At 70.7% G+C, this 22,059-nt stretch carries 18 protein-coding genes and 1 riboswitch; of the genes, 7 read left to right on the top strand and 11 right to left on the bottom strand.

Annotated features, from left to right (window positions below; genetic code table 11):
* Positions 1 to 274: 274 nt before the first annotated feature.
* The 4 genes from ACFYW7_RS22985 to ACFYW7_RS22970 form a co-directional block, all read right to left on the bottom strand.
* On the bottom strand, positions 275 to 2,005 hold the full coding sequence (locus ACFYW7_RS22985) for a glycoside hydrolase family 3 protein (protein ID WP_389505208.1): 1,731 nt from the start codon (positions 2,003 to 2,005) through the stop codon (positions 275 to 277).
* 8 nt (positions 2,006 to 2,013) lie between these two features.
* On the bottom strand, positions 2,014 to 2,889 hold the full coding sequence (locus ACFYW7_RS22980; RefSeq protein WP_389505206.1) for a carbohydrate ABC transporter permease: 876 nt from the start codon (positions 2,887 to 2,889) through the stop codon (positions 2,014 to 2,016).
* The gene (locus ACFYW7_RS22975) at positions 2,886 to 3,872 is read right to left on the bottom strand and encodes a carbohydrate ABC transporter permease (protein WP_389505204.1); all 987 of its coding nucleotides are present in this window, start codon (positions 3,870 to 3,872) and stop codon (positions 2,886 to 2,888) included. Before ACFYW7_RS22975 ends, ACFYW7_RS22980 begins: the two co-directional genes overlap by 4 nt.
* A 147-nt stretch (positions 3,873 to 4,019) precedes the next feature.
* The gene (locus ACFYW7_RS22970; RefSeq protein ID WP_389505202.1) at positions 4,020 to 5,303 is read right to left on the bottom strand and encodes an extracellular solute-binding protein; all 1,284 of its coding nucleotides are present in this window, start codon (positions 5,301 to 5,303) and stop codon (positions 4,020 to 4,022) included.
* Positions 5,304 to 5,729: 426 nt separating this feature from the next.
* On the opposite strand from ACFYW7_RS22970, the gene ACFYW7_RS22965 reads away from it, so the two are divergent.
* From ACFYW7_RS22965 to ACFYW7_RS22940, 6 genes are all read left to right on the top strand, one after another.
* Positions 5,730 to 6,494 (top strand): GntR family transcriptional regulator, encoded by a 765-nt coding sequence (locus ACFYW7_RS22965; protein ID WP_389505199.1) that lies wholly within the window; start codon positions 5,730 to 5,732, stop codon positions 6,492 to 6,494.
* Between the two features lie 270 nt (positions 6,495 to 6,764).
* Complete coding sequence (locus ACFYW7_RS22960) at positions 6,765 to 7,046, top strand: DUF3311 domain-containing protein (protein WP_389505197.1); 282 nt, start codon at positions 6,765 to 6,767, stop codon at positions 7,044 to 7,046.
* A complete protein-coding gene (gene mctP, locus ACFYW7_RS22955) occupies positions 7,043 to 8,656 on the top strand; it encodes a monocarboxylate uptake permease MctP (protein WP_389505195.1) in 1,614 nt (537 codons plus the stop codon). The genes ACFYW7_RS22960 and mctP overlap by 4 nt, the downstream gene beginning before the upstream one ends.
* A 418-nt stretch (positions 8,657 to 9,074) precedes the next feature.
* Positions 9,075 to 9,224, top strand: a riboswitch (cobalamin riboswitch).
* A 133-nt stretch (positions 9,225 to 9,357) separates the two neighbouring features.
* Positions 9,358 to 11,751 carry a ribonucleoside-diphosphate reductase subunit alpha gene (locus ACFYW7_RS22950; protein ID WP_389505193.1) on the top strand — a complete coding sequence of 798 codons (2,394 nt, stop codon included), beginning with the start codon at positions 9,358 to 9,360 and terminating at the stop codon, positions 11,749 to 11,751.
* Complete coding sequence (locus ACFYW7_RS22945) at positions 11,751 to 12,785, top strand: ribonucleotide-diphosphate reductase subunit beta (RefSeq protein WP_389505191.1); 1,035 nt, start codon at positions 11,751 to 11,753, stop codon at positions 12,783 to 12,785. Before ACFYW7_RS22950 ends, ACFYW7_RS22945 begins: the two co-directional genes overlap by 1 nt.
* A gap of 159 nt (positions 12,786 to 12,944) precedes the next feature.
* Positions 12,945 to 13,427, top strand: a complete 483-nt coding sequence (locus ACFYW7_RS22940) for a hypothetical protein (protein ID WP_389505189.1) — start codon at positions 12,945 to 12,947, stop codon at positions 13,425 to 13,427.
* Here the strand turns inward: ACFYW7_RS22940 and ACFYW7_RS22935 are convergent.
* Positions 13,388 to 13,591 carry a hypothetical protein gene (locus ACFYW7_RS22935; protein WP_389505187.1) on the bottom strand — a complete coding sequence of 68 codons (204 nt, stop codon included), beginning with the start codon at positions 13,589 to 13,591 and terminating at the stop codon, positions 13,388 to 13,390. The two genes, ACFYW7_RS22940 and ACFYW7_RS22935, sit on opposite strands and share 40 nt — an antisense overlap.
* A gap of 92 nt (positions 13,592 to 13,683) precedes the next feature.
* Here ACFYW7_RS22935 and ACFYW7_RS22930 point away from each other — a divergent pair, with 92 nt between their 5' ends.
* Complete coding sequence (locus ACFYW7_RS22930; RefSeq protein ID WP_389505185.1) at positions 13,684 to 14,649, top strand: helix-turn-helix domain-containing protein; 966 nt, start codon at positions 13,684 to 13,686, stop codon at positions 14,647 to 14,649.
* Positions 14,650 to 14,709: 60 nt separating this feature from the next.
* Here the strand turns inward: ACFYW7_RS22930 and ACFYW7_RS22925 are convergent, their stop codons facing one another.
* From ACFYW7_RS22925 to ACFYW7_RS22900, 6 genes are all read right to left on the bottom strand, one after another.
* Complete coding sequence (locus ACFYW7_RS22925) at positions 14,710 to 16,080, bottom strand: cytochrome P450 (protein ID WP_389505183.1); 1,371 nt, start codon at positions 16,078 to 16,080, stop codon at positions 14,710 to 14,712.
* Positions 16,077 to 17,156 carry an epi-isozizaene synthase gene (gene cyc1 / locus ACFYW7_RS22920; protein ID WP_389505181.1) on the bottom strand — a complete coding sequence of 360 codons (1,080 nt, stop codon included), beginning with the start codon at positions 17,154 to 17,156 and terminating at the stop codon, positions 16,077 to 16,079. The genes ACFYW7_RS22925 and cyc1 overlap by 4 nt, the downstream gene beginning before the upstream one ends.
* 342 nt (positions 17,157 to 17,498) lie before the next feature.
* Positions 17,499 to 18,149: a peptide deformylase gene (gene def / locus ACFYW7_RS22915; protein WP_389505179.1), complete on the bottom strand. Its 651-nt coding sequence runs from the start codon at positions 18,147 to 18,149 to the stop codon at positions 17,499 to 17,501.
* Between the two features lie 59 nt (positions 18,150 to 18,208).
* Positions 18,209 to 19,189: a tetratricopeptide repeat protein gene (locus ACFYW7_RS22910; protein ID WP_389505177.1), complete on the bottom strand. Its 981-nt coding sequence runs from the start codon at positions 19,187 to 19,189 to the stop codon at positions 18,209 to 18,211.
* Between the two features lie 153 nt (positions 19,190 to 19,342).
* Entirely contained in the window at positions 19,343 to 20,641 is a 1,299-nt protein-coding gene (locus ACFYW7_RS22905) for an HD-GYP domain-containing protein (RefSeq protein WP_389505175.1), read from the bottom strand.
* Complete coding sequence (locus ACFYW7_RS22900; RefSeq protein WP_389505173.1) at positions 20,638 to 22,017, bottom strand: HD-GYP domain-containing protein; 1,380 nt, start codon at positions 22,015 to 22,017, stop codon at positions 20,638 to 20,640. Before ACFYW7_RS22900 ends, ACFYW7_RS22905 begins: the two co-directional genes overlap by 4 nt.
* Positions 22,018 to 22,059: the final 42 nt, after the last annotated feature.

Below are 22,059 nucleotides of genomic sequence, written 5' to 3'. Positions count from 1 at the left end.
CCGGGCCGCACTCACCCGGTCGGGGCCGGGCCCCGAGCCGGTCCGAGCCGCGCCCTGTCCCGCTCCCGGCGGGCCGGGTCCCGCCTCCGCGCACCGCACCCCGGGCCGTCGGCCGGCCCCGCACACCCGCACCCCGTACACGCAACCAGGTACCCCCGCGGGTCGACGTCCCCGTGGACGCCGGGGAGACGCGGCCGCCGTGGACGCACCGATGCCGGGCCTCCCCCGGGGGCCCGGCATCCGTGTCCTGCGGTCCGGTCCGGAGGAACGGGGTCTACCGGTCCGTGACGGCGTCCGCCGCGATGACCTCCGCCGCCGCCCTGCCGCACACCCGTGCCGCGCCGTGGGTGGCGATGTGCAGGGCGCCGCGGGGCGCCGACTGCGGGACGCCCATCTCGACCACGACGGTGTCGGGGCGGGCGGCGAGCAGGGTGTCGAGGGCCGTCGCCATCCAGGGATGGCGGTGCTCGTCGCGGACGACGGCGACGACCGGGCGTCCGCCCGCCGCGAGGAGCGCCGCGGCGCCCGCGTCCTCCCCGGTGAAGCTGCCCGTCCCGGTGCCGGGGATCAGCCGCATCAGCTCCGCGGCCACGCCCCAGGGGGTCTCGTCCCCGACGGCGATGTTCGCGACCGGGGTGAGCGCCGCCACGTAGGGCGCCTCGGCCGGCGGGAGGTACGCCGCCGAACGGGTCACGGTGAGCGCGCGCCGAGCGGCGACCAGACCGACCTCGGCGGCACCGCCCGTACCGTTCGAGGCACCCGAGGCGTTCGGGGTGATCGAACGGTTCGGGGCACCCGAGACGTTCGAGGCGTTCGAGTCGGCGGGGCTGTTCGATCCGCTCACGCCGTTCGACGCGTTCGAACCGTTTGAGCCATTCGTGTGGTGCGGGCCGGGGACCGTGAGGCTCCCTCCGGTCACCACGGCGCGGTTCCCCGTCCCGGTGACCGCCCGCTCCTCGACGGACGCCGCCGCGGCCTCGGAACGCCTGGCGGCCTCGGCCGTCCACGCGGCCAGCGCCCGCACCCGGTCCGCCGCGTCCGCGAGGCGTTCCTCGGCGAGTTCGCCGGCGCGGACGGCGGAGACCAGCGCGTCACGGAGGCGGCGCACCGTCTCGTCGTCCGCCAGTCCGCCGCCGACGCAGATGGCGTCGGCGCCGGCCGCGATGGCCAGCACGCTGCCCCGCTCGATGCCGTAGGTCGCGGAGATGGCCTGCATCTCCATGCCGTCGGTGACGATGAGGCCGTCGTAGCCGAGTTCCTCGCGCAGCAGGCCGGTGAGGACGCGGCGGGAGAGGGTGGCCGGGCGGTCCGGGTCCAGGGCCGGGACGAGGATGTGCGCGCTCATCACGGCACGGCTGCCCGCGGCGATCGCGGCCCGGAACGGGACGAGTTCGCGCGTCTGGAGCACTGAGAGGTCCGCGTCGATGCGGGGCAGCGCGTGGTGGGAGTCCACCGCGGTGTCCCCGTGGCCCGGGAAGTGCTTGGTGCAGGCGGCGACGCCGGCGGCCTGGAGCCCGGTGACGTAGGCGGCCGTGTGCCGGGCCACCAGATCGGTGTCGGCGCCGAAGGACCGTACGCCGATGACCGGGTTGGCGGGGTTGGAGTTCACGTCGGCGGACGGCGCCCAGTTGAGGTTCACCCCGCACGCGGCCAGCCGGCGGCCGAGTTCGAGGGCGACGGCCTCGGTGAGCGCCACGTCGTCGACGGCGCCCAGCGCGTGGTTGCCCGGGAAGGACGAGCCGGTGCGCACCTCCAGGCGGGTGACGTCACCGCCCTCCTCGTCGATGGCGACCAGGACGTCGTCCCGCTCGACACGCAACTGTGCGGTCAGGGCGGCGAGTTGACCGGGCGAGGCGATGTTGCGGCCGAACAGGCCGACGGAGGCGAGGCCTTCACCGAGGCGGCGCAGCAACCAGTCCGGGGCCGTGGTCCCGGTGAAGCCGGGCTGCAGGACCGTCAGGGCGTCGCGCGTCAGCGTGTCGGTGCCACTGGCGAATGTCGTCATCGGGAGCGTCATCCCTTCACGGCGCCCGCGGTCAGACCCGCGGCCATCTTGCGCTGGACGAGGAGGAACAGGACGACGATCGGCACGGCCATCATGGTGGATCCGGCCATCATCGGGGCGTACTCGGTGCCGTGCTTGGTGGTGAAGTTACCGAGCCACACGGTGGCGGTCTGGTTCTTCTGGCTCATCAGCATCAGGGCGTAGAGGTATTCGTTCCACGCCTGGATGAAGGCGTAGACGGAGGTGGCGACCATGCCGGGGGCCAGCAGCGGGAAGACCACGCGGATGAAGGCGCCGGTGCGGCTGCACCCGTCGACCATCGCCGCCTCCTCCAGCTCCTTCGGGATGTTGACGATGAAGCCGCGCAGCGTCCACACCGTGAAGGGGAGGATGAAGGTCAGATACGTGAGGATCAGACCGGTGAGCCTGTCGTACTGACCGAGGTCGTTCAGCAGCAGGAAGACCGGGATGATCATGGCGACCAGCGGGACCATCTGGACCGCGAGGATGCCGACGATCACGACCTTGCGTCCGCGGAAGGCGAAGCGGGAGATGGCCAGCGCGGCCAGCATCCCCACCGCGATGCCGATCACGACCACCGAGAGCGACACGATCAGGCTGCGGCCCACCGGACCCCAGAAGTCGGCGATGTCCAGCGCGCGGCGGAAGTTGTCGAGCGTGATCCCCGTCGGGAACAGGCTCGGATCCGAGTCGATGGCGTCCTTGGCCGGCTTGAAGGCCGTGTTGAACATCCAGTACACGGGGAAGCCCGCGGTGACGAAGACGAACAGACCGAGCAGGTTCCAGCCGAGCTTGGACTTGCGGGGCCCGGAGGACTCGCGCCCCGCGGCGGACGTACGCCCGGTCGTGGTGACGGCGCTCATTCGACCTCTCCGATCTTCAGCATCTGGCGCATGTACACGGCGACCACGCCCAGGAGCAGCAGCACGGTCAGCAGGGCGATCGCCGAACCCTGCGCGTAGTCGTTGACGACGAAGGCGCGGTCGTACGAGTACGTGGTGAGCAGTTGGAACTCGGCCTCGGGGTGGCCGCCCCGCATGACGAACACCTGCGGGAAGACGCCCATGTCCCAGATGACGGAGAGGGTCGTGAGCATCACGATGATCGGCTTGAGGATCGGCAGCGTGACGTAGCGGAAGACACCCCAGGAGCCGGCGCCGTCGAGCCGCGCGGCCTCCTCCAGCTCCGCGGGCACCTGGGTGAGTCCGGCGCTGAGCGTGATGACGACGAACGGCACCGCCCCCCAGACGACCAGGAGCATGATCACGGTCAGGCCCTGCGGTCCGCTGGCGAACCAGTTGTGGCCGACCATGTCGACGCCGGGGAGCTTGCTGAGCAGCGCGTTGAAGACGCCGTAGTCGGAGTCGAAGAGCCATTTGAACACCGTGGTGGCCACGATGATCGGCATGCCCCAGCTGGCCACCAGCACGATGTTGATGAGCGTCTTCACCCAGCCCGAGACCCGCTGGAGGAGCAGCGCGATCAGCATGCCGATGACCATCGTGAAGACGACGGCCCCGCCGGCGAAGAGGATCGTACGGACGACCACGGCCCAGAACTCGCTGTCCCCGAGCACCTTGGAGAAGTTGTCGAAGCCGACCGACTCGGCCGGCTGGAAGCCCCAGAGCTGGGACTGCCCGAACTTCTGGAAGGAGAGCGTGACCAGGCGCACCAGGGGATAGCCGAGGACCACGGCGAGGATCAGCAGACAGGGGGCGAGCAGGGCCCAGGGGGCCGCCGCCGCGCTCGAGGTCCGCTTCGCGCGTGGCGCTTTGCGGACGGCCGGTGGCGGCGCCTGCCGCGGTGGCGGCACCTTGGCGGTTGTGGTCGTGTCTGCGGCACTCATCGCGCGCTCCTCAGCGGTCCCTCAGGTCGTACGAAAGCGAAGGCCCGCACGGCCGGGCGGTCCGGGAGGCGACTCCCGGACCCGGCCGTGCGGGAGGCGGGGCCCCGCCCCTCCGTGAAGGAGGACCGGCGGGGCCCCGCTCTCAGGTCACTTGGTGTTGATGACCTTGTCGATCGCGGCGTCCGCGTCCTTCGCGGCGTCCGCCACCGACTTCTTGCCGGTGCCGATGCTCTGCAGCATGGTCTGCAGGACCTGGGCCTTCTCGACCTGGCCCCAGCCCGGCGCCATCGGGACGAACCAGTTGGACTCGGCCGCGGTGGCCGGGACGACCGTCGCGGGGTCGTCCTTCAGGGTGGCGAGGTCCGTCTTGTTGTTGGGCAGGTTGCCCTTGCCCATCAGGCCCTTCTGGCCCTTGGCGCCGGTGAACGCGTTGATCCACTCGGCGGCGACGGTCTGCGCCTTCGACTTCACCGGGACGGCGAGGTCGGAGCCGCCCAGGAAGACCGGGAGGTTCTTGCCGGACGGGCCGGGCATCACGAAGTTCTCGAGGTTGCCCTTGAGCTTGCCGGTCTTGTCGCTCTTCGGGTCCTCGGCGGTCGCGCCCTCCCAGGCCGCGCCGAAGATCATGCCGGACTTGCCCTGGCCGTAGACGATGTAACGGTCGGACTCGTCCTTGGTCTTGTCGCCGTGCATGTACTTGTCGACGACGTTCTTGAACGCGGTGAGGCCCTTGACCGACTCGGGCGAGGAGAGGTTGGCCTTCCACTGGCCGCCCTCCTCCTTCGCGATGGAGCCGCCGGCGTCGTAGACGAAGGACATGGCCGCGTACCAGTCACGCGTGGGCTGGTACCAGGCGCTGAACTTCTTGCCCTCCTTCTTCTGGATCTTGTCCAGGGCGGAGGTGAGCTCGGCGTAGGTCTTCGGCGGGGTCTTCACACCGACCGAGGCGGCGAGGTCCTTGCGCCAGTTGCCGACGCGGCCACCGGCGTAGTACGGCACGCCGTAGGTCTTGCCCTCGTAGGTGACGGAGGCCTTGAGGCCGTCCAGCCAGGCGTCCGAGCCCTCGAACTTGGCCGTGTCGAGGGGAGCGAAGGCGCCCTTGACCATGTAGCCGAGCATCTCGGTGTTGCCCATCTCGACCACGTCGGGCGCCTTGTCGGTGGCGAGGACGGCGTCGAGCTTGGCGTTCTTGTCCGGCCAGCCGTAGTACTCGTGGTTGATCTTGATGCCGGGGTGCTTCGCCTTGATCGCCGTGTCGGCCGCCTTGACCAGCTCGGGCCAGTTGTTCTGCGCGTCGACCGTGAGCCAGACCGTCAGCTCCTTGGCGTCCGCACCCTTGTCCGACCCCCCGGACTTGTCACTGTCACCGCACGCCGCGATGGAGAACATCATGCCCGCGATACCGATCGCGGCTATCAGCTTGCGCTTCACGCCACCCTCCTCAGGGATGCCACAAACCCCCCTGCTCCCCGCGGTGACATACGCCGTGTACCGCCCGTGGGGCCGGGACTGGACCAATGGTGTAGACCAGTACCGGGAGCTTGGCCTAGACCTAGGGGGGTGTCAAGGGTGCGTAAGCCCGTCCAGACGGCCGTTATGGGACCTACATATGCAAGGACCTTTAAGTAGGTAAGCGGCATAAACAGCGGGCCCGTTCACCGCCCGCGGGCAGACCACTCCCGGGGCCGCCCGCGCGACCCCGTGCGCGCGATGGACTAGACCAACGGGTACGCCGACGGTATATAGAGGGGATCACGGAGCGTGCGGGGGACACTCGCACGTCAAGCCGTGCCACGATGTGAGCCGTGGCCGACGGTACGTCGGTCGCTTCGGCATCCGGAGCCGGGAAGGCAGAGCATGAGCACCGAGGTCAGCAGTGCGGACAACGAGGGTGGGGTGCCCATCCGTACCGCGCGCGTGCCCAAGTACTACCGCCTCAAGAAGCACCTCCTCGAGATGACGGAGACGCTGCCACCCGGTACGCCCGTACCGCCCGAGCGGACCCTCGCCGCCGAGTTCGACACCTCGCGCACCACGGTGCGCCAGGCCCTTCAGGAGCTGGTCGTCGAGGGCCGCCTCGAACGCATCCAGGGCAAGGGCACCTTCGTCGCCAAGCCGAAGGTCTCCCAGGCGCTCCAGCTGACCTCGTACACCGAGGACATGCGCGCCCAGGGTCTCGAACCGACCTCGCAGCTGCTGGACATCGGCTACATCACGGCGGACGACGCCCTCGCCGGGCTGCTCGACATCTCCGCCGGCGGCCGGGTGCTGCGCATCGAGCGGCTGCGCCTCGCGAGCGGCGAACCGATGGCCATCGAGACGACGCACCTCTCCGCCAAGCGCTTCCCGGCCCTGCGCAGGTCGCTGGTCAAGTACACCTCGCTCTACACCGCGCTGGCCGAGGTGTACGACGTCCATCTCGCCGAGGCCGAGGAGACCATCGAGACCTCCCTGGCGACCCCGCGCGAGGCCGGCCTGCTCGGCACCGACGTGGGCCTGCCCATGCTGATGCTCTCCCGCCACTCCCTCGACCGGCAGGGCGAGCCGGTGGAGTGGGTCCGCTCGGTGTACCGGGGGGACCGCTACAAGTTCGTGGCCCGCCTCAAGCGCCCGCAGGACTGAGACCCGGGGCCGGCGGAGGGCCGGCGGGCGGGTGGCGGAAGGCAGTGGACGGGCAGCGGGCAGACGACGGAAAGCCGGCGGAAGGCAGCCGACGGGCCGTCAGGAGGCTTGTTCCGTCACGGAGTTCCGCTCCCGCCGGACCACCGCACTCGCCCGCACGAACCCTCCACATCCGCCGTCCGGGCAAAGGTGTTCCCTAAAAGCGGAACCGTCGCCTAGATTGCCTGCGCGTTGTTGCCCAGGTGATCGATGAGGGGACGGAGCCGACCCATGTCAGACCTGCCCGAAGTGAAACCACCGGTGGTGACACCGGTCCGCGTGGTGATCGCCCTCTGTCTGCTGGCGCCCTTCGTGGCGATGCTGTGGGTCGGTTCCTACGCGAAGACCGACCCGGCCTTCATCGGCGTCCCGTTCTTCTACTGGTACCAGATGATGTGGGTGTTCCTCTCCACGGTGCTGACCGTGGTCGCGCACCAGCTGTGGAAGCGCGACCAGCGGACCCGCGCCTCCGCCCGGGGACGCGCCTCCACCGAGGAAGGTGCGGAAGCATGAACGACGGTGTGAACGGCGTCGCGCTCGGCGTCTTCGTCTTCTTCTTCGTGGCCGTCACGGCCATGGGCTTCCTGGCCGCCCGCTGGCGCAGGGCCGACAACGAGCACAGCCTCGACGAGTGGGGCCTGGGCGGCCGGTCCTTCGGCACCTGGGTGACCTGGTTCCTGCTCGGCGGCGACCTCTACACGGCGTACACCTTCGTCGCCGTACCCGCGGCGATCTACGCGGCGGGCGCGGCCGGCTTCTTCGCCGTGCCGTACACGATCCTGGTCTACCCGCTGATCTTCACGTTCCTGCCCCGCCTGTGGTCGGTCTCCCACAAGCACGGCTACGTGACGACCTCGGACTTCGTACGCGGCCGCCACGGTTCCAAGAGCCTTTCCCTGGCCGTGGCCGTCACCGGCATCCTGGCCACCATGCCGTACATCGCGCTCCAACTGGTCGGCATCCAGGCCGTCCTCGACGTGATGGGCGTGGGCGGCGGCGAGAGCACCAACTGGTTCGTCAAGGACCTGCCCCTCCTCATCGCCTTCGGCGTGCTGGCCGCGTACACCTACTCCTCGGGCCTGCGGGCGCCCGCCCTGATCGCGTTCGTGAAGGACACCCTGATCTACATCGTGATCGCGGTGGCCATCATCTACATCCCGATCAAGCTGGGCGGCTTCGACGAGATCTTCAAGGCGGCGAGCGACAAGTACACGGCCGCGGGCGCGGGCGGGCTCGTCCCCGCCGAGGCGGGCCAGTGGACGTACGCCACCCTCGCGCTCGGCTCGGCGCTGGCGCTGTTCATGTATCCGCACTCGATCACCGCGACGCTGTCCAGCCGCAGCCGCGAGGTGATCCGCCGCAACACCACGATCCTGCCGCTGTACTCGCTGATGCTGGGGCTGCTCGCCCTGCTCGGGTTCATGGCGATCGCGGCCGGCGTGAAGGTGCAGAACGGCCAGCTCGCCATCCCCCAGCTCTTCGAGAACATGTTCCCGGACTGGTTCGCGGGCGTGGCCTTCGCGGCCATCGGCATCGGGGCGCTCGTCCCGGCGGCCATCATGTCGATCGCGGCCGCGAACCTCTTCACCCGCAACATCTACAAGGACTTCATCAAGCCGGACGCGACCCCCCGGCAGGAGACCCAGGTCTCCAAGCTGGTCTCGCTCCTGGTGAAGGTGGGCGCGCTGGTCTTCGTCCTCACCATGGACAAGACCGTCGCGATCAACTTCCAGCTGCTCGGCGGCATCTGGATCCTGCAGACCTTCCCGGCGCTGGTCGGCGGGCTGTTCACCCGCTGGTTCCACCGCTGGGCGCTGCTGGGCGGCTGGGCCGTCGGCATGCTCTACGGCACGATCGCCGCCTACGGGGTGGCCTCGCCGACCCAGAAGCACTTCGGGGGCAGTTCGAAGGAGATCCCCGGCATCGGGGAGATCGGCTACCTCGGCCTGACGGCGTTCGTCCTGAACGTGGCCGTGGCCGTCGTCCTCACCTTCGCCCTGCGGGCGTTCAACGCCCCCGAGGGCGTCGACGAGACCTCTCCCGAGGACTACACGGCCGACGCGGGGGACCCCGGAGTCGCGACGGAGCTCCCGCCCGCCACCGCGGCGGAGGCGAGCCACTGACCGGCGGCCGTCGGTGACCGGCAACCGGACACGGTGACGGCCACGGGTCCTGAACGGCATCACAGCGGCGTACGACGGGCCGCCGGACGGGGATCCGGCGGCCCGTCGCCGTGCCGGGCGGGCCTGCGTGCGGGCGGGCGGACCAGCCGGCGTGGACATCGCCCTCGGGCCCGCGTAGCCCGAGGAGCACCCGGCGGCGGGCGGGATCACGGCACGAGTCCGTCCCGCCGGGGGCGCCCCGCGCGGCGCCGTCGCGGCCGGGGCGAGGCGGCCCCGCCCGTCCCGGAGCGCGCCCGTGCCCCCTTTTCCCGGGTTCGACGACATCCGCCGCTCACCTACGAGTTGACGATCCGGCACGCTCCGTAACGCCCCTCGACGTCGACCTGACACAACATGTGGGGGTACTCCCGGAGCCCGGCACAAGATGTATGCTCATGGTCGCTGTCGCCGCAGGGGAATCCGGTGCAAATCCGGAACTGTCCCGCAACGGTGTACTTGTGTGCTTCCGCGTTCCCGCGCGTCCGCACCCGTGTCAGTCCGAGGACCTGCCGACAGCGCGCCCCGGCCGTCCGGCCCGGGTGCCGACGACGTCCGGGCCTCGCGGAATGGGCCGGTGGACGCGGTGCGCTGCCGCCCAGGAGCGCTCCCGTGTGCCCCGTGCCTCCCCGCCAGGCCCCGTGCCGAGCGAGGGAGAGCCCCACGTGACCATCGCGCCAGCCGATCCGGCTTCAGTGACCGCGCAGCAGGCCCCGGTGGAGACCGACGGTCCCGGAGTCACGCTGCTGCGGACCCTGACGGATCTCACCGCCGACCTCCCCGACGCCGACCCGGGCCGGGTCGCCGCCGCGGCGCTGCGCGGCCGGTCCGCCCGCGCCGACGAGGCCGAGCTGCGCGAACTGGCCACCGAGGCGGCCGCGGGTCTCATCTCCGAGGACCCCGCCTACTCCCGGCTGGCCGCCCGGCTCCTCACCGTCAGCATCGCCGTGGAGGCCGCCTCCCAGGGCGTCACGACCTTCTCCGAGTCGGTCGCCGTCGGCCACCGCGAGGGCCTGATCGCCGACCGCACGGCCGAGTTCGTCCGGCTGCACACGGCCCGCCTCGACGCGCTGATCGCCGCCTCCTCGGCCGAGGCCGCCGACGACCGCTTCGGCTACTTCGGGCTGCGCACGCTGCACAGCCGCTACCTGCTCCGGCACCCGATCACCCGTCAGGTCGTCGAGACACCCCAGCACTTCATGCTCCGGGTGGCGTGCGGCCTCGCCGAGGACGACACGGCCCGCTCCGTGGACGAGGTCGGCGCGCTCTACCGGCTCATGAGCCGCCTCGACTACCTCCCCTCCTCCCCCACGCTCTTCAACTCCGGTACGCGGCACCCGCAGATGTCGTCCTGCTACCTCCTCGACTCCCCGCTCGACGAGCTGGACTCCATCTACGACCGCTACCACCAGGTGGCGCGCCTGTCGAAGCACGCGGGCGGCATCGGCCTGTCGTACTCCCGCATCCGCAGCCGCGGTTCGCTGATCCGGGGCACCAACGGGCACTCCAACGGCATCGTCCCGTTCCTGAAGACGCTCGACGCCTCGGTGGCCGCGGTGAACCAGGGCGGCCGGCGCAAGGGCGCCGCCGCGGTCTACCTGGAGACCTGGCACTCCGACATCGAGGAGTTCCTGGAACTGCGCGACAACACCGGTGAGGACGCCCGGCGCACGCACAACCTGAACCTCGCGCACTGGATCCCGGACGAGTTCATGCGCCGGGTGAACGAGGACGGCGCCTGGTCCCTGTTCTCCCCCTCCGACGTGCCCGAGCTGGTCGACCTGTGGGGCGACGCGTTCGACGCGGCCTACCGCAAGGCCGAGGAGGCGGGCCTCGCCAGGAAGACCATCCCGGCCCGCGACCTCTACGGCCGCATGATGCGCACCCTCGCGCAGACCGGCAACGGCTGGATGACCTTCAAGGACGCCGCCAACCGCACCGCCAACCAGACGGCGGAGCCGGGCCACACCGTCCACTCCTCGAACCTGTGCACCGAGATCCTGGAGGTCACGGACGACGGGGAGACGGCGGTCTGCAACCTGGGCTCGGTCAACCTCGGCGCGTTCGTCGTCGGCGACGACATCGACTGGGAGCGGCTCGACGAGACCGTGCGCACCGCGGTCACCTTCCTCGACCGCGTGGTGGACATCAACTTCTACCCGACCGAGCAGGCGGGCCGCTCCAACGCCAGGTGGCGTCCGGTGGGCCTCGGCGCGATGGGTCTCCAGGACGTCTTCTTCAAGCTGCGGCTGCCGTTCAACTCGCCCGCGGCCCGCGCCCTGTCCACCCGGATCGCCGAGCGCATCATGCTCGCCGCGTACGAGGCCTCCGCGGACCTCGCCGAGCGCAACGGCCCGCTCCCCGCCTGGGAGAAGACCCGTACCGCCCGCGGTGTGCTGCACCCGGACCACTTCGAGGTCGAGCTGAACTGGCCGGAGCGGTGGGCCGCCCTGCGCGAGCGGATCGCCGCGGTCGGCATGCGCAACTCGCTGCTCCTCGCGATCGCGCCCACCGCCACCATCGCGTCGATCGCGGGCGTGTACGAGTGCATCGAGCCGCAGGTCTCGAACCTGTTCAAGCGCGAGACGCTCTCCGGCGAGTTCCTCCAGGTCAACTCCTACCTGGTGGACGAGCTGAAGAAGCTCGGCGTGTGGGACGCGCAGACCCGTGAGGCGCTGCGCGAGTCCAGCGGTTCGGTGCAGGGCTTCACCTGGGTCCCGCAGGACGTCCGCGACCTGTACCGCACGGCGTGGGAGATCCCGCAGCGCGGCCTGATCGACATGGCCGCCGCCCGGACACCGTTCCTGGACCAGGCCCAGTCGCTGAACCTGTTCCTGGAGACGCCGACCATCGGCAAGCTCTCCTCGATGTACTCGTACGCCTGGAAGTCGGGCCTGAAGACGACGTACTACCTGCGCTCCCGTCCCGCGACCCGCATCGCCCGCGCCGCCCAGGCGCAGGCGCGCCCCGAGACGGCCATCCCCGTCCAGCAGGCGGCCGACCCCGACGCCGTCGCCTGCTCCCTTGAGAACCCCGAGTCCTGCGAGGCCTGCCAGTGATGAGCGACACGAACACCGAGAAGGCCGCGTCCGAGAAGAACCTCCTCGACCCGGGCTTCGAACTCACCCTGCGCCCCATGCGCTACCCGGACTTCTACGAGCGCTACCGGGACGCCATCAAGAACACCTGGACCGTCGAGGAGGTCGACCTCCACTCGGACGTCGCCGACCTCGCGAAGCTGTCGCAGGGCGAGCAGCACATGATCGGCCGGCTGGTCGCGTTCTTCGCGACGGGCGACTCGATCGTGGCCAACAACCTGGTGCTGACGCTGTACAAGCACATCAACTCCCCCGAGGCGCGGCTCTACCTGAGCCGGCAGCTGTTCGAGGAGGCCGTGCACGTCCAGTTCTATCTGACGCTGCTCGACACCTACCTGCCCGACCCCGAGGACCGCACGGCGGCCTTCGCGGCCGTCGAGAGCATCCCCTCCATCCGCGAGAAGGCCCAGTTCTGCTTCAAGTGGATGGACTCGGTGGAGAAGCTGGACCGGCTGGAGACGCAGGCCGACCGCCGCCGCTTCCTGCTGAACCTGATCTGCTTCGCCGCGTGCATCGAGGGGCTCTTCTTCTACGGGGCCTTCGCGTACGTCTACTGGTTCCGCAGCCGGGGTCTGCTGCACGGCCTGGCGACCGGCACCAACTGGGTGTTCCGCGACGAGACGATGCACATGAGCTTCGCCTTCGAGGTCGTCGACACCGTCCGCAAGGAGGAGCCCGAGCTCTTCGATGACCGGCTCCAGGAGCAGGTGACGGACATGCTGCGCGAGGCCGTCGAGGCGGAGCTGCAGTTCGGCCGTGACCTGTGCGGCGAGGGTCTGCCGGGCATGAACACCGAGTCGATGCGCCAGTACCTGGAGTGCGTCGCCGACCAGCGTCTGCAGCGGCTGGGCTTCGCCCCGGTGTACGGCTCCGAGAACCCGTTCTCCTTCATGGAGCTCCAGGGTGTCCAGGAACTGACCAACTTCTTCGAGCGCCGGCCGTCCGCCTACCAGGTCGCGGTGGAGGGCACGGTCGACCTCGACGAGGACTTCTGACCGTCCGCCCGCCGGAGGACCCGATCGGGGTCCCGCCCCTCGGGCGACCTGGGGGGACACGGGGACAGGGCCCCGGTCGCGATCGCGACCGGGGCCCTGTCCCACGGGGAGGGATCCTGATCCGGCGATGGCACGTCCAACCCGCGAGGAGGCCACCCCATGCGTCGAAGGACCCCCATCCGGATCATCGCCCTCACCGCTCTGCCCCTGCTCCTGGCGGGCTGCGGCACGGGAAGCGGAGACGACACGGCCGGCAGCGTCACCGTGTCACCGTCACCCGCCCGGCCGTCCGCACCGTCGTCCACCACGTCGCCACGGGACTGCGCCACGGCGCGGGCCGAGCTCGGCGCCGCCGACACCGGGGACACGTACTGTCTGGCGCCCGGCGAGACGATCCGGGTCACCCTGGACGGCACCACCCGCAGGCCCTGGGAGCCGGTGAAGGCCGCCGGCGACGCCCTGGAGGCCACCAACAGCGGCATCGTCCTCCAGCCGGGCGACGCGTCCGCCGCCTACCGGGCGGTCTCGGCGGGGACGGTCCGGCTGACGTCGTCCCGGCCGAGGTGCCCGAGCGATCCCGCCCGGGTCTCCTGCGACGGCCTTCAGGAGTGGACGGTCACCGTGGTGGTGACGAGGGCGTGAGACCGCGGCCGCCGCCCGGTCTCCCGGCTCGGACCCGCGGCGGCCCTGAGCTGACGGTCGACGCGCCGCTCACGCGCCAGCCCGATCAGGGAGGGGAGCGCCAGGGCCGTGAAGATCCCGAGGACGGCAAGGATTCCGACGAGGTTGTCCATCGCTGAGTTCATGACACCAGTCTCGTGCCGTTGACTCCTTACCGTCAGTGGCAGAACTGCCGCACCCCCTCGAATTACTGCCACTTGCCGGGCACACTGGGGACATGCTGAACAACGTGGCGGCCGTCCTGCTCGACGGCGTGCATCCCTTCGAACTCGGCGTCGTCTGCGAGGTGTTCGGCCTGGACCGCAGCGATCAGGGGCTGCCCGTCTACGAGTTCGCTGTCGTCTCCGCCGAAGGACCGACGCTCAACACCCATGTCCCCGGGTTCACCGTGTCCACCCCGTACGGCCTGGACCGGCTCGAGGAGGCCGACCTGGTGGTCGTGCCCGCCGGGGACACCTACGCCGTACGCGGCTATCCGCCCGAACTGCTCACGTCGCTGCGCCGCGTGGTGGACCGCGGGGCCCGGGTGCTCAGCGTGTGCTCCGGGGTCTTCGCGCTCGGCGCGGCCGGACTCCTGGACGGCAGGCGCTGCGCCGTGCACTGGCAGCAGGCCGAGGAGCTGGCCCGGCAGTACCCGCGGGCGGTCATCGAACCGGACGTCCTGTACGTGGACGAGGACCCGGTGATCACCTCGGCAGGCACCGCCGCCGGCATCGACGCCTGTCTGCACATCGTCCGCAAGGAACAGGGACCCGAGGTCGCCAACACCATCGCCCGGCGCATGGTGGTCCCCCCGCACCGCGACGGCGGCCAGGCCCAGTTCATCGAGCGGCCCCTGCCCCGGACACGCTGCGACACGGTCGGCGAGGTGCTGGTCTGGATGCAGCACCACCTCGACGAGGAGACGACCGTCGAACAGCTCGCGGCGCGCGCCCACATGGCGCCGCGCACGTTCGCACGCCGCTTCCAGCAGGAGACCGGGACCACGCCCTACCGCTGGATCCTGCGCCAGCGGGTCTTGCTGGCACAGGAGTTGCTGGAGGCCTCGGACGAGACGATGGACGCGGTCGCGGGCCGCGCCGGTTTCGGCAACGCGGCGGCGCTGCGCCATCAGTTCGTCCGGAGCCTCGGGACGACTCCGCAGGCGTACCGGCGCACGTTCAGGGGCCCCAAGGCGGCCTGAACGCGCGCCGTCGGACGTGCGCGGGGCGGGGACCGGTCCGCGCGGGACCGGCCCTGGGCCCTAGCGGGGATCGGCCTTCAGCCGCAGCTCGTGCGGCCGCAGGGTGATGCCGACGCGGGTCGCGTCGTTGGATCCGGACACCGGCCCGAAGCGCCACCGGGACGCCACGGTCGCGGTGACCAGGGTGAGCAGCGCCATCGAGAAGTGGTCACTCGGACATTTGCGGTTGCCCACGCTGAAGGGGCGCATCGCGTACTTCGGGATGTCCTTGGAGCGTTCCGGAAGCCAGCGGTCGGGATCGAAACCCAGGTGCTCCTGGTACGACCGCGGGTCCCGCTGGATCGCGTACGGACTGTAGATGATGTCCGCACCCGCCGGAATGCGATACCCGCCGAGTTCGGTTTCGGCCACCGCGCGGCGCGTCAATATCCATACAGCCGGTCGCAAACGCATCGCCTCGATGACGACATTGTTCGTGTGCGGCAGCTTCCGGACGTCGCCGAATCCGACAAGCCGGTCTCCGGTGACGGATTGCACCTCCTGGGCCACCTTGTCCGCCTGTTCCGGATGTTCGGTCAGGACTTGGAGCAGCCACATGATCGTGGACGCGATGGTTTCACTGCCGGGGGTGAGTATCGCGACGACTTGGTCGTGTATCTCCTGTTCGCCGATGGGGTCGCCGTCGTCGTTCTTCGCTTCCAGCAATGCCGTCAGCAAATCGTCCGGCTTTTGACCAGATGCCCGCCGCTCGTCGATGATCTCGTCGACGAGCGCGTGCAGATCGGCCAATGCGCGGTCGAATGCCCGGATCGACGGGAGCGGGAGCCGATAGAGCGGCCCCGCAGGTATGACCATGCGCCGGTACATACCGCGGAACACGGTGGTGAGCGCGAGGCTCAGCCGCTCGGCGCGCTCGTCCATGAACCGCCCGCGCAGCAGGCAACGGGCGGCGACACGGACGGCGACGCGGAACGACTCGGAGGTGCAGTCGACGGCCGCCCCCCGCTCCCAGCGCGCCGCGAACGCGCGCGCCTCCTCCTCCATGATCGGGCCGTACTCGGGGATGATGTCGGCCCGGAACGCGGGTTGGATGGTCCGCCGCTGGCGCCGGTGCAGCGGCCCGTTGGCCGTGGCGACGCCCTCCTTGCCCAGCAGCCCTTCGAGCGACTCCCACAGGGGGCCGCCGATCTCGTAGTCGGGGCTGAGCGCCAGCGCCCCGGTGAGCGCCGGGGCGGTGACGGCGTACACCGTCTTGGGGCCCAGCCGGAGCCTGACGACATCGCCGTGCTCGCGCAGCCGGGCGAGGAAGCCCAGCGGGTCACGGACCAGTTTCCAGCCGTGCCCGAGACCGGGCACCCCGCCTCCGGCGAGGGGCGGGACGGACAGCTCCCGCACCTCTGACACCTCGGGTCGTACCGATTCGACGGTCATTTCTCACCTGCCGCTTCATTGTTGACGTACGGGGGTGTGGAGCGGTCGTCCCAGCTGTCGACCATGTACCGGCCCGACTCGTGGTGGAACCAGTACACGGAGCTGAACCAGTTCCGCATGTTTTCGAGGCAGGCCCTTAACGCGGCACTCGTCTCTTTTCCTCGCACGGTGCCGTCCACGAGCGTGTCGGCGAACAGTGAGGCTGCTTTCTCGGCGCGGAGGAACTGCTCGATGCATTCCTCTATCCGCCGCCTCAATTCGGTGACGGCTTCTTCGAGCGTCAGCCCCTTGTGGTGAATGAGACTGATTCCGAGATTGTGCACCTCGGCGCCCGCTATTTCCTTGGGCAGCGAGCAGAGGTCGTTGTACCAGGCGGCGAATTCCTGGCTGAGCAGTGCCGCCCGGTGAAATGCGGGATGGTGGCGCACCTTTGCGGGGAGTTCCTGGCCCGCGGCCGGTTCCAGAAGATCGGTCCAGATCCAGTGCGCGAAGGTGAGACGGCGGAGTTCGAGATATTCCGCGACCGTGGGGACGGTTCCGGAGGTACGGTTCCGGAACTCCCGGTCGTACGCCTCGATCACCGCGTGGAAGTGGAGTGCGAACCGTTTGTTCCAGTTCTCCCCGAGGAACGAGTACAGCCGCACCATGCTGTCCGCGAACCCCGCGACCAGGGGATCCCGGTGGTGCAGATGGTTCTCCGGGGCGTCGAGGGCCGCGTGGAGCTGGAGCCTGAGCCTCCGCCAGGCGTCCGCCCGGCCGTGGATGACGTCGCGGTCGTGGCGGTCGTCCCAGACGAAGAACCACGCGCTGTAGTCCGCTATCGCCTGTATGACCTCGTCGGGGGCGCCGATGTAGTAGCCCGCCATGAGGTCCGTGTAGCACAGTCCGTCGGCGTACTCCTCGACCTTGTCCGCGGGCATCAGCCGCATTTCGAGGAGCCAGGCCCTGGTCCTCTCCTGAAGCCTGGGCCAATACGGGTGCAGTTGACGGGGAAACTCGGACTCGATCACCGGAAGAGAGAGCGCCGATGGAACCGCGGTCGCTGTCGATGAAGAGCCGTGTGAGAAAGCATGCACGAACAAACCCCTCTCAGCCGCCTGTTGGCGTCACGCCCCTCCCGCTGTGCCAGGCGTGCGCCGTTGCGTATCCCCGCACTTCCCATTCAGCACCACAACTGACCGTTCTGGGAACGGATTTGCCCTACCGGCTACCTCGCCGTGCCGAGAATCTCCCCCTGCGTGACTGATTCTGGATCACTGGGAGAGCACAAGGGATCGAACGTCCGACGCACATGCGAACGGTGCCTGGTCAGGACGTTCGCCTGCCCAGGCACCGTTTCGATCACACCCACGAGGGGTCGTGCGTCCCGCCTGTCAATATGCGTCACAGCCGTGCGGAGCGCACGGCGAGGTGGTGGTTCAGTCGTTCGCCACGGTCGCGTAGCGGGGCTCGTTCTCGGCCATCTGCCGCAGCGCGTCCTTGCGCTCGCGCTTGGAGAGCCGGTCGATGTACAGGTATCCGTACAGGTGGTCCGTCTCGTGCTGGAGGCAGCGGGCGAAGTAGCCCGTACCGCGCACCCGGATCGGGTTGCCCTTCTCGTCCTGCCCGGTGACCTCGGCATAGTCGGGGCGGGCGAGCGGCGCGTAGGCGGTCGGCACGGACAGGCAGCCCTCGTTGCTCTCGTCGAGCTGGCGCTGATCGGCCGGCAGGTCGACGAGCTTCGGGTTGCACACCACACCGACGTGCCGGGTGCCCTGGTCGTCCTGGCAGTCGTAGACGAAGACCTTCAGGTCGACGCCGATCTGGTTGGCGGCCAGGCCCACACCCTCGGCGGTGCGCTGGCTCGCGAACATGTCGGCGACCAGCTGGTCCAGCTCGGCCCCGAAGTCGGTGACGTCCTTGCACTCCTTGTGCAGGACCGGGTTCCCGACCACCGTGATCGGCCGCGAGGTGCCGCGCTCGCGGTAGGCCGCCTCGCGCTCCTCGCCGTCCTCGGTGTCGATGACGAACCCGTCGTCGTCCACGGGGAGCACGCCCGCGTGCTGCTGATCGGTGTCCTGCTGCGCCATGACGACGTACGCCTTCCTCAGACCTCGGTGAATTCTGCGAGTACAGCCTAAAGGCGTACTCAGCAGACCTCTTCCAGATCCCGCCAGTCACGGGAGTCCGGGCTGTCCGCGACCCAGCCGTCGAGCAGACCGCGCACGAGCGAGGCGGGTGCCGCGAGCCCGCACTCCCGCTCGGGCACCCACAGCTGCCCGTCGGTGCGGTGACCGAGCGGTCCCGGGTGCCCCGGCTCGCTGTGGTCGTGCGGGTCGAGGTGTTCCTCGTCGCCCTCGTCGGACGGCATCCGGGACTCGGAGCACATCCGGCACAGCAGCCGCACCGACGACGACCAGTCCTCCGCGGCGAAGCCGGCGTCGGCGGCGAGCTGCTCCAGCGCGTCCCGGTCGTCCTCGGTGGCCGCCTCCAGGAGGACGACCCAGGTGGGCACCGGCGAGGGGGCCCACAGCTCGATCTCGTCGAAGACCGGATAGGCGTGTCCCGCGGCGGTGGTCCGCTCGCCGTGCGGAACCCCGTCGTGCAGCACGACCTCGCCCCAGCGGCGTCCCGAGGACGGCAGCGGGATCGACAGCACCTCGACCCGGGCGGGGTCCAGCCTGCGCCCCCACACCACCTCGGCCTCGCCCTCGGGCGACAGCCGGACGGCCGCGCTGCCGAGGTCCATGCCGACCGGCTCGCTGGAGACGGCGGCGCCCCCGGGCACCCGCAGCCCGTACGCCTGCCAGGAACGGCGGGCCAGCGGCCAGTCCTGGAGGGCGGTGGCCGCGATCCCCACGTTCCACCAGTCAGGGGCGCCGGTCTCCCGGTCCAGCAGGGCGACGGCCCGCAGTCCCGCGGCCCGCGCCTGCTCCCAGTCGTGCCGGAACTTGTGCAGCAGGGCCAGGTTGAACCAGGACTCGGACAGCCAGGGCTCCAGGTCGGCGGCGCGCGTCAGCAGCGCTCCCGCGTCCTCGTACCGCCCGTCGCCGATCAACGTGAACGCGCGGTCGGTGGCCTGCCGCCATGAGGCGGAGGGCCGGTGTCGTCCCTTGCCGAAGATCCTCACGATTCCCGCCTGCCAGTTCCTTGCGATTCCCGCCTGCCGGTCCTTTGAAGAGTCCCTTGAAGGCAGTGCGGGCCCGGGCCGGCCCGTGCCCCCGAACACCCTCTTCCTCGCATCCAACCACGGACCGTCGGACGGCCGCTCATTACCCATGGGTTACCCAGCCCAGGGCAAGGTCAGACCGGGTCGGGACAGGACCCGGGCCAGCGATTCGACGACCTCCGGCTGATAGTCGCGGGCGGTGGCCAGCCGCAGCTTCTCCAGTGCCGTCAGCGGTCCTCCCGGCCCCGCTGCCCGGGACATCTCCTCGTACGCGTTCACGGCCCGGACGATGCGCGCGGTGACGGGCTGCTCCCGGTAGGGGTCCGCCTGCCGCTCCACCACCACGGCGACCGCGGCGTCCACCCCGGTCTGCCGGACGACCGCGCCGCCGAGCAGCGCGATCCGCCGCTGGTCCTGCGCGGGGAGCGCCGCGGTGGCACCGGCCGGTACGGGGTCGACCAGGCTGAGCTGTCCGATGTCGTGCATCAGCGCCGCGTACTCCAGAACGGTGAGGTCGGGCTCGGACAGGCCGAGCTCACGGCCGACGGCCCGGCTGAGCGCGGCCACCCGCCGGGCGTGCCCGGCCGGGGTGTACCCGGCGATCTCGGTCGCCCGCGCGAGGGAGGCGATCGTCTGCCGGTAGGTGACCCGCACGGCCGCGTACCGCCGGAAGGACAGCTGGGTGAGCAGCAGCGGCAGCGAGAACACGGGCAGCGCCCACAGCCCGGCCACCGCGACCGCGAGCGACATGACGGCCCCGGTCGCGCACACGGCCGAACCGATCCCGGGGGTGGCCCGCAGTTCGTCGCGCAGCAGCGGCCCGAACGGCCAGCGGGTCCGCACATGGGCCGTCGCCGCGGCGAGCACGGCGTCGCACAGGGTGGTGAGCACGAGCAGCGCGACGAGCAGCAGGGCGTGGGCCGGCCCGCCCCACGCCGACAGCCTGCCCTGGCTGTAAAGGGGTTGGAAACAGACGGCGGCGAAGGCGACGGTGAGGACGCGGCGGGCGAGATGGTCGGCCGTGGGCCCGCGCCCCCGTGCCACGTGCGGGACGCAGCCGATCAGTGAGGCCGCCACGACGACGGCGACGACCTGGAGGGCGCCGTGGTCGGTGCGGTGTCCGGCGTTCTCGCCGAGCAGCGCGTAGGCGAGGGCTCCGGCGGCGCCGAGGGGCGCCGACTCGCGCTCCTCCGCGCCGTTCCACCGGGTGAGCTCGCCGACGGCGATGAGGATGCCGAAGGCCAGGGCCGTCCCGCGTTCGTCGATGCCGTCCCAGAGAGTGACGCCGAGGGACAGGACCGCGAGGAGGAGGGCCGCGGCGCGGACCGCGGTGAGCGCGGCGGGGGTCCTGCCGGACGCGGGGAGACGGGCGGAGCGGACCGAGAGTCCGTGCCGCGGAGCGGCGGTGCTCACGGCGTCCTCCGCCCCACGGTGCCCGAGGGATGCCCCGGCGGGCCGCCGGGGCCGGACGCCGCGAAGGGGCCGACGTCCGCGGTCACCGCGGGGTGCCAGCCCTGCCGGCCGAGCGCCCGCACCAGCGCCCGCACCATCCGGGGGTCGAACTGCGCCCCCGCGCACCGCTCCAGTTCCTCCAGCGCCGCCGGTACCGGCCGGGCCCTGCTGTAGGACCGGGTCGACGTCATCGCGTCGAACGCGTCGGCGACGGCCACCACCCGGGCGAACTCCGGGATCTGCGGCCCCGCGAGCCCGTACGGATATCCGCTCCCGTCCAGCCGCTCGTGGTGGTGCAGGATCGCCGAGCGGGCCTCGCCGAGGAACGCGATGCCCCGGACCATCTCGTGCCCGTACTCGGGATGCAGTTCGATGACCCGCCGCTCCTCGGGGGTCAGCGGACCGTCCTTGCGCAACAGTCGCGTGGGGACCCCGAGTTTGCCGACGTCGTGCAGGATTCCGGCGAACCGGAGCCCCTCGACGCGCTCGTCGTCCATGCCCAGCTCACGGGCGATCATCACGGACGCCCGGCCGACCCGTTCGCTGTGCCCGCGGGTGTAGCCGTCCTTGATGTCGACGGCCTGCACGAGAGCGCGGATGGTGGCCTGGTGGGCGGCCCGTTCACGGTGGTACTGGGCGAAGACCCAGGAGGACACGTACATCGGCAGCAGGACGAGCAGCGCGGCGACGGGCCCGTAGGGACTGCGCCACAGCACCGCCATCATCAGCCCGGCAAGTCCGTGGACGGCGACGGGTGCCAGCGAGCGGACGAGGAGGCCGCGCCAGGCGACACGCGCCGGCACGCGCTCGGCGAGCGCCAGGATCCCGCCGTCGAGGACGGTGAGCACGGCGCAGAAGGTGAGCACCGCGGCCCCGGCGGGCACCAGCGCGTAGGGGAAGTCGGGCGTGCGCACCGCGGCCGGGCCGCCGAGCGCCCCGTACGTCCGGGAGGCCGCCCAGACCGCGACGGCGAGCTGGGCCGCGCGCCAGAGACGGCGCGGTCCGCGCGGCCGTTGTTCGACCCGGGCGAGCAGCGCCCCGGGCAGCGCGACGAGGGCGGCGGCGGGCGGCGGCAGCAGAAAGGCCCCGGCCAGCAGTACGGGGAGGAAGGTGCCCATTCCCTGGACGGTCTCGCCGCCGGGTGCGCCGGCGGCGGGCGTACCGGCGCCGCGCGGCCGGGACGGCAGCGTGACGCGTCCGCAGCCCGCGTAGAGCGCGGCGAGCAGCGCGACGATCCACCAGGGGACCCGGAGGTGCGACAGGGGGGCGAGGCAGGCGACAGCCAGGAGAACGACACAGGCCACGTACGCACGGGCCCACGCCGGAACCGAACCCATCTCCTCGTACCTCCCCCGTCTCAGGCTCCGGAGCCTAGGGCG

It is taken from the genome of Streptomyces sp. NPDC002580, from assembly GCF_042889485.1.
Taxonomy (GTDB): Bacteria; Actinomycetota; Actinomycetes; order Streptomycetales; family Streptomycetaceae; genus Streptomyces.
This window is presented reverse-complemented; position numbering and strand designations above follow the sequence as displayed.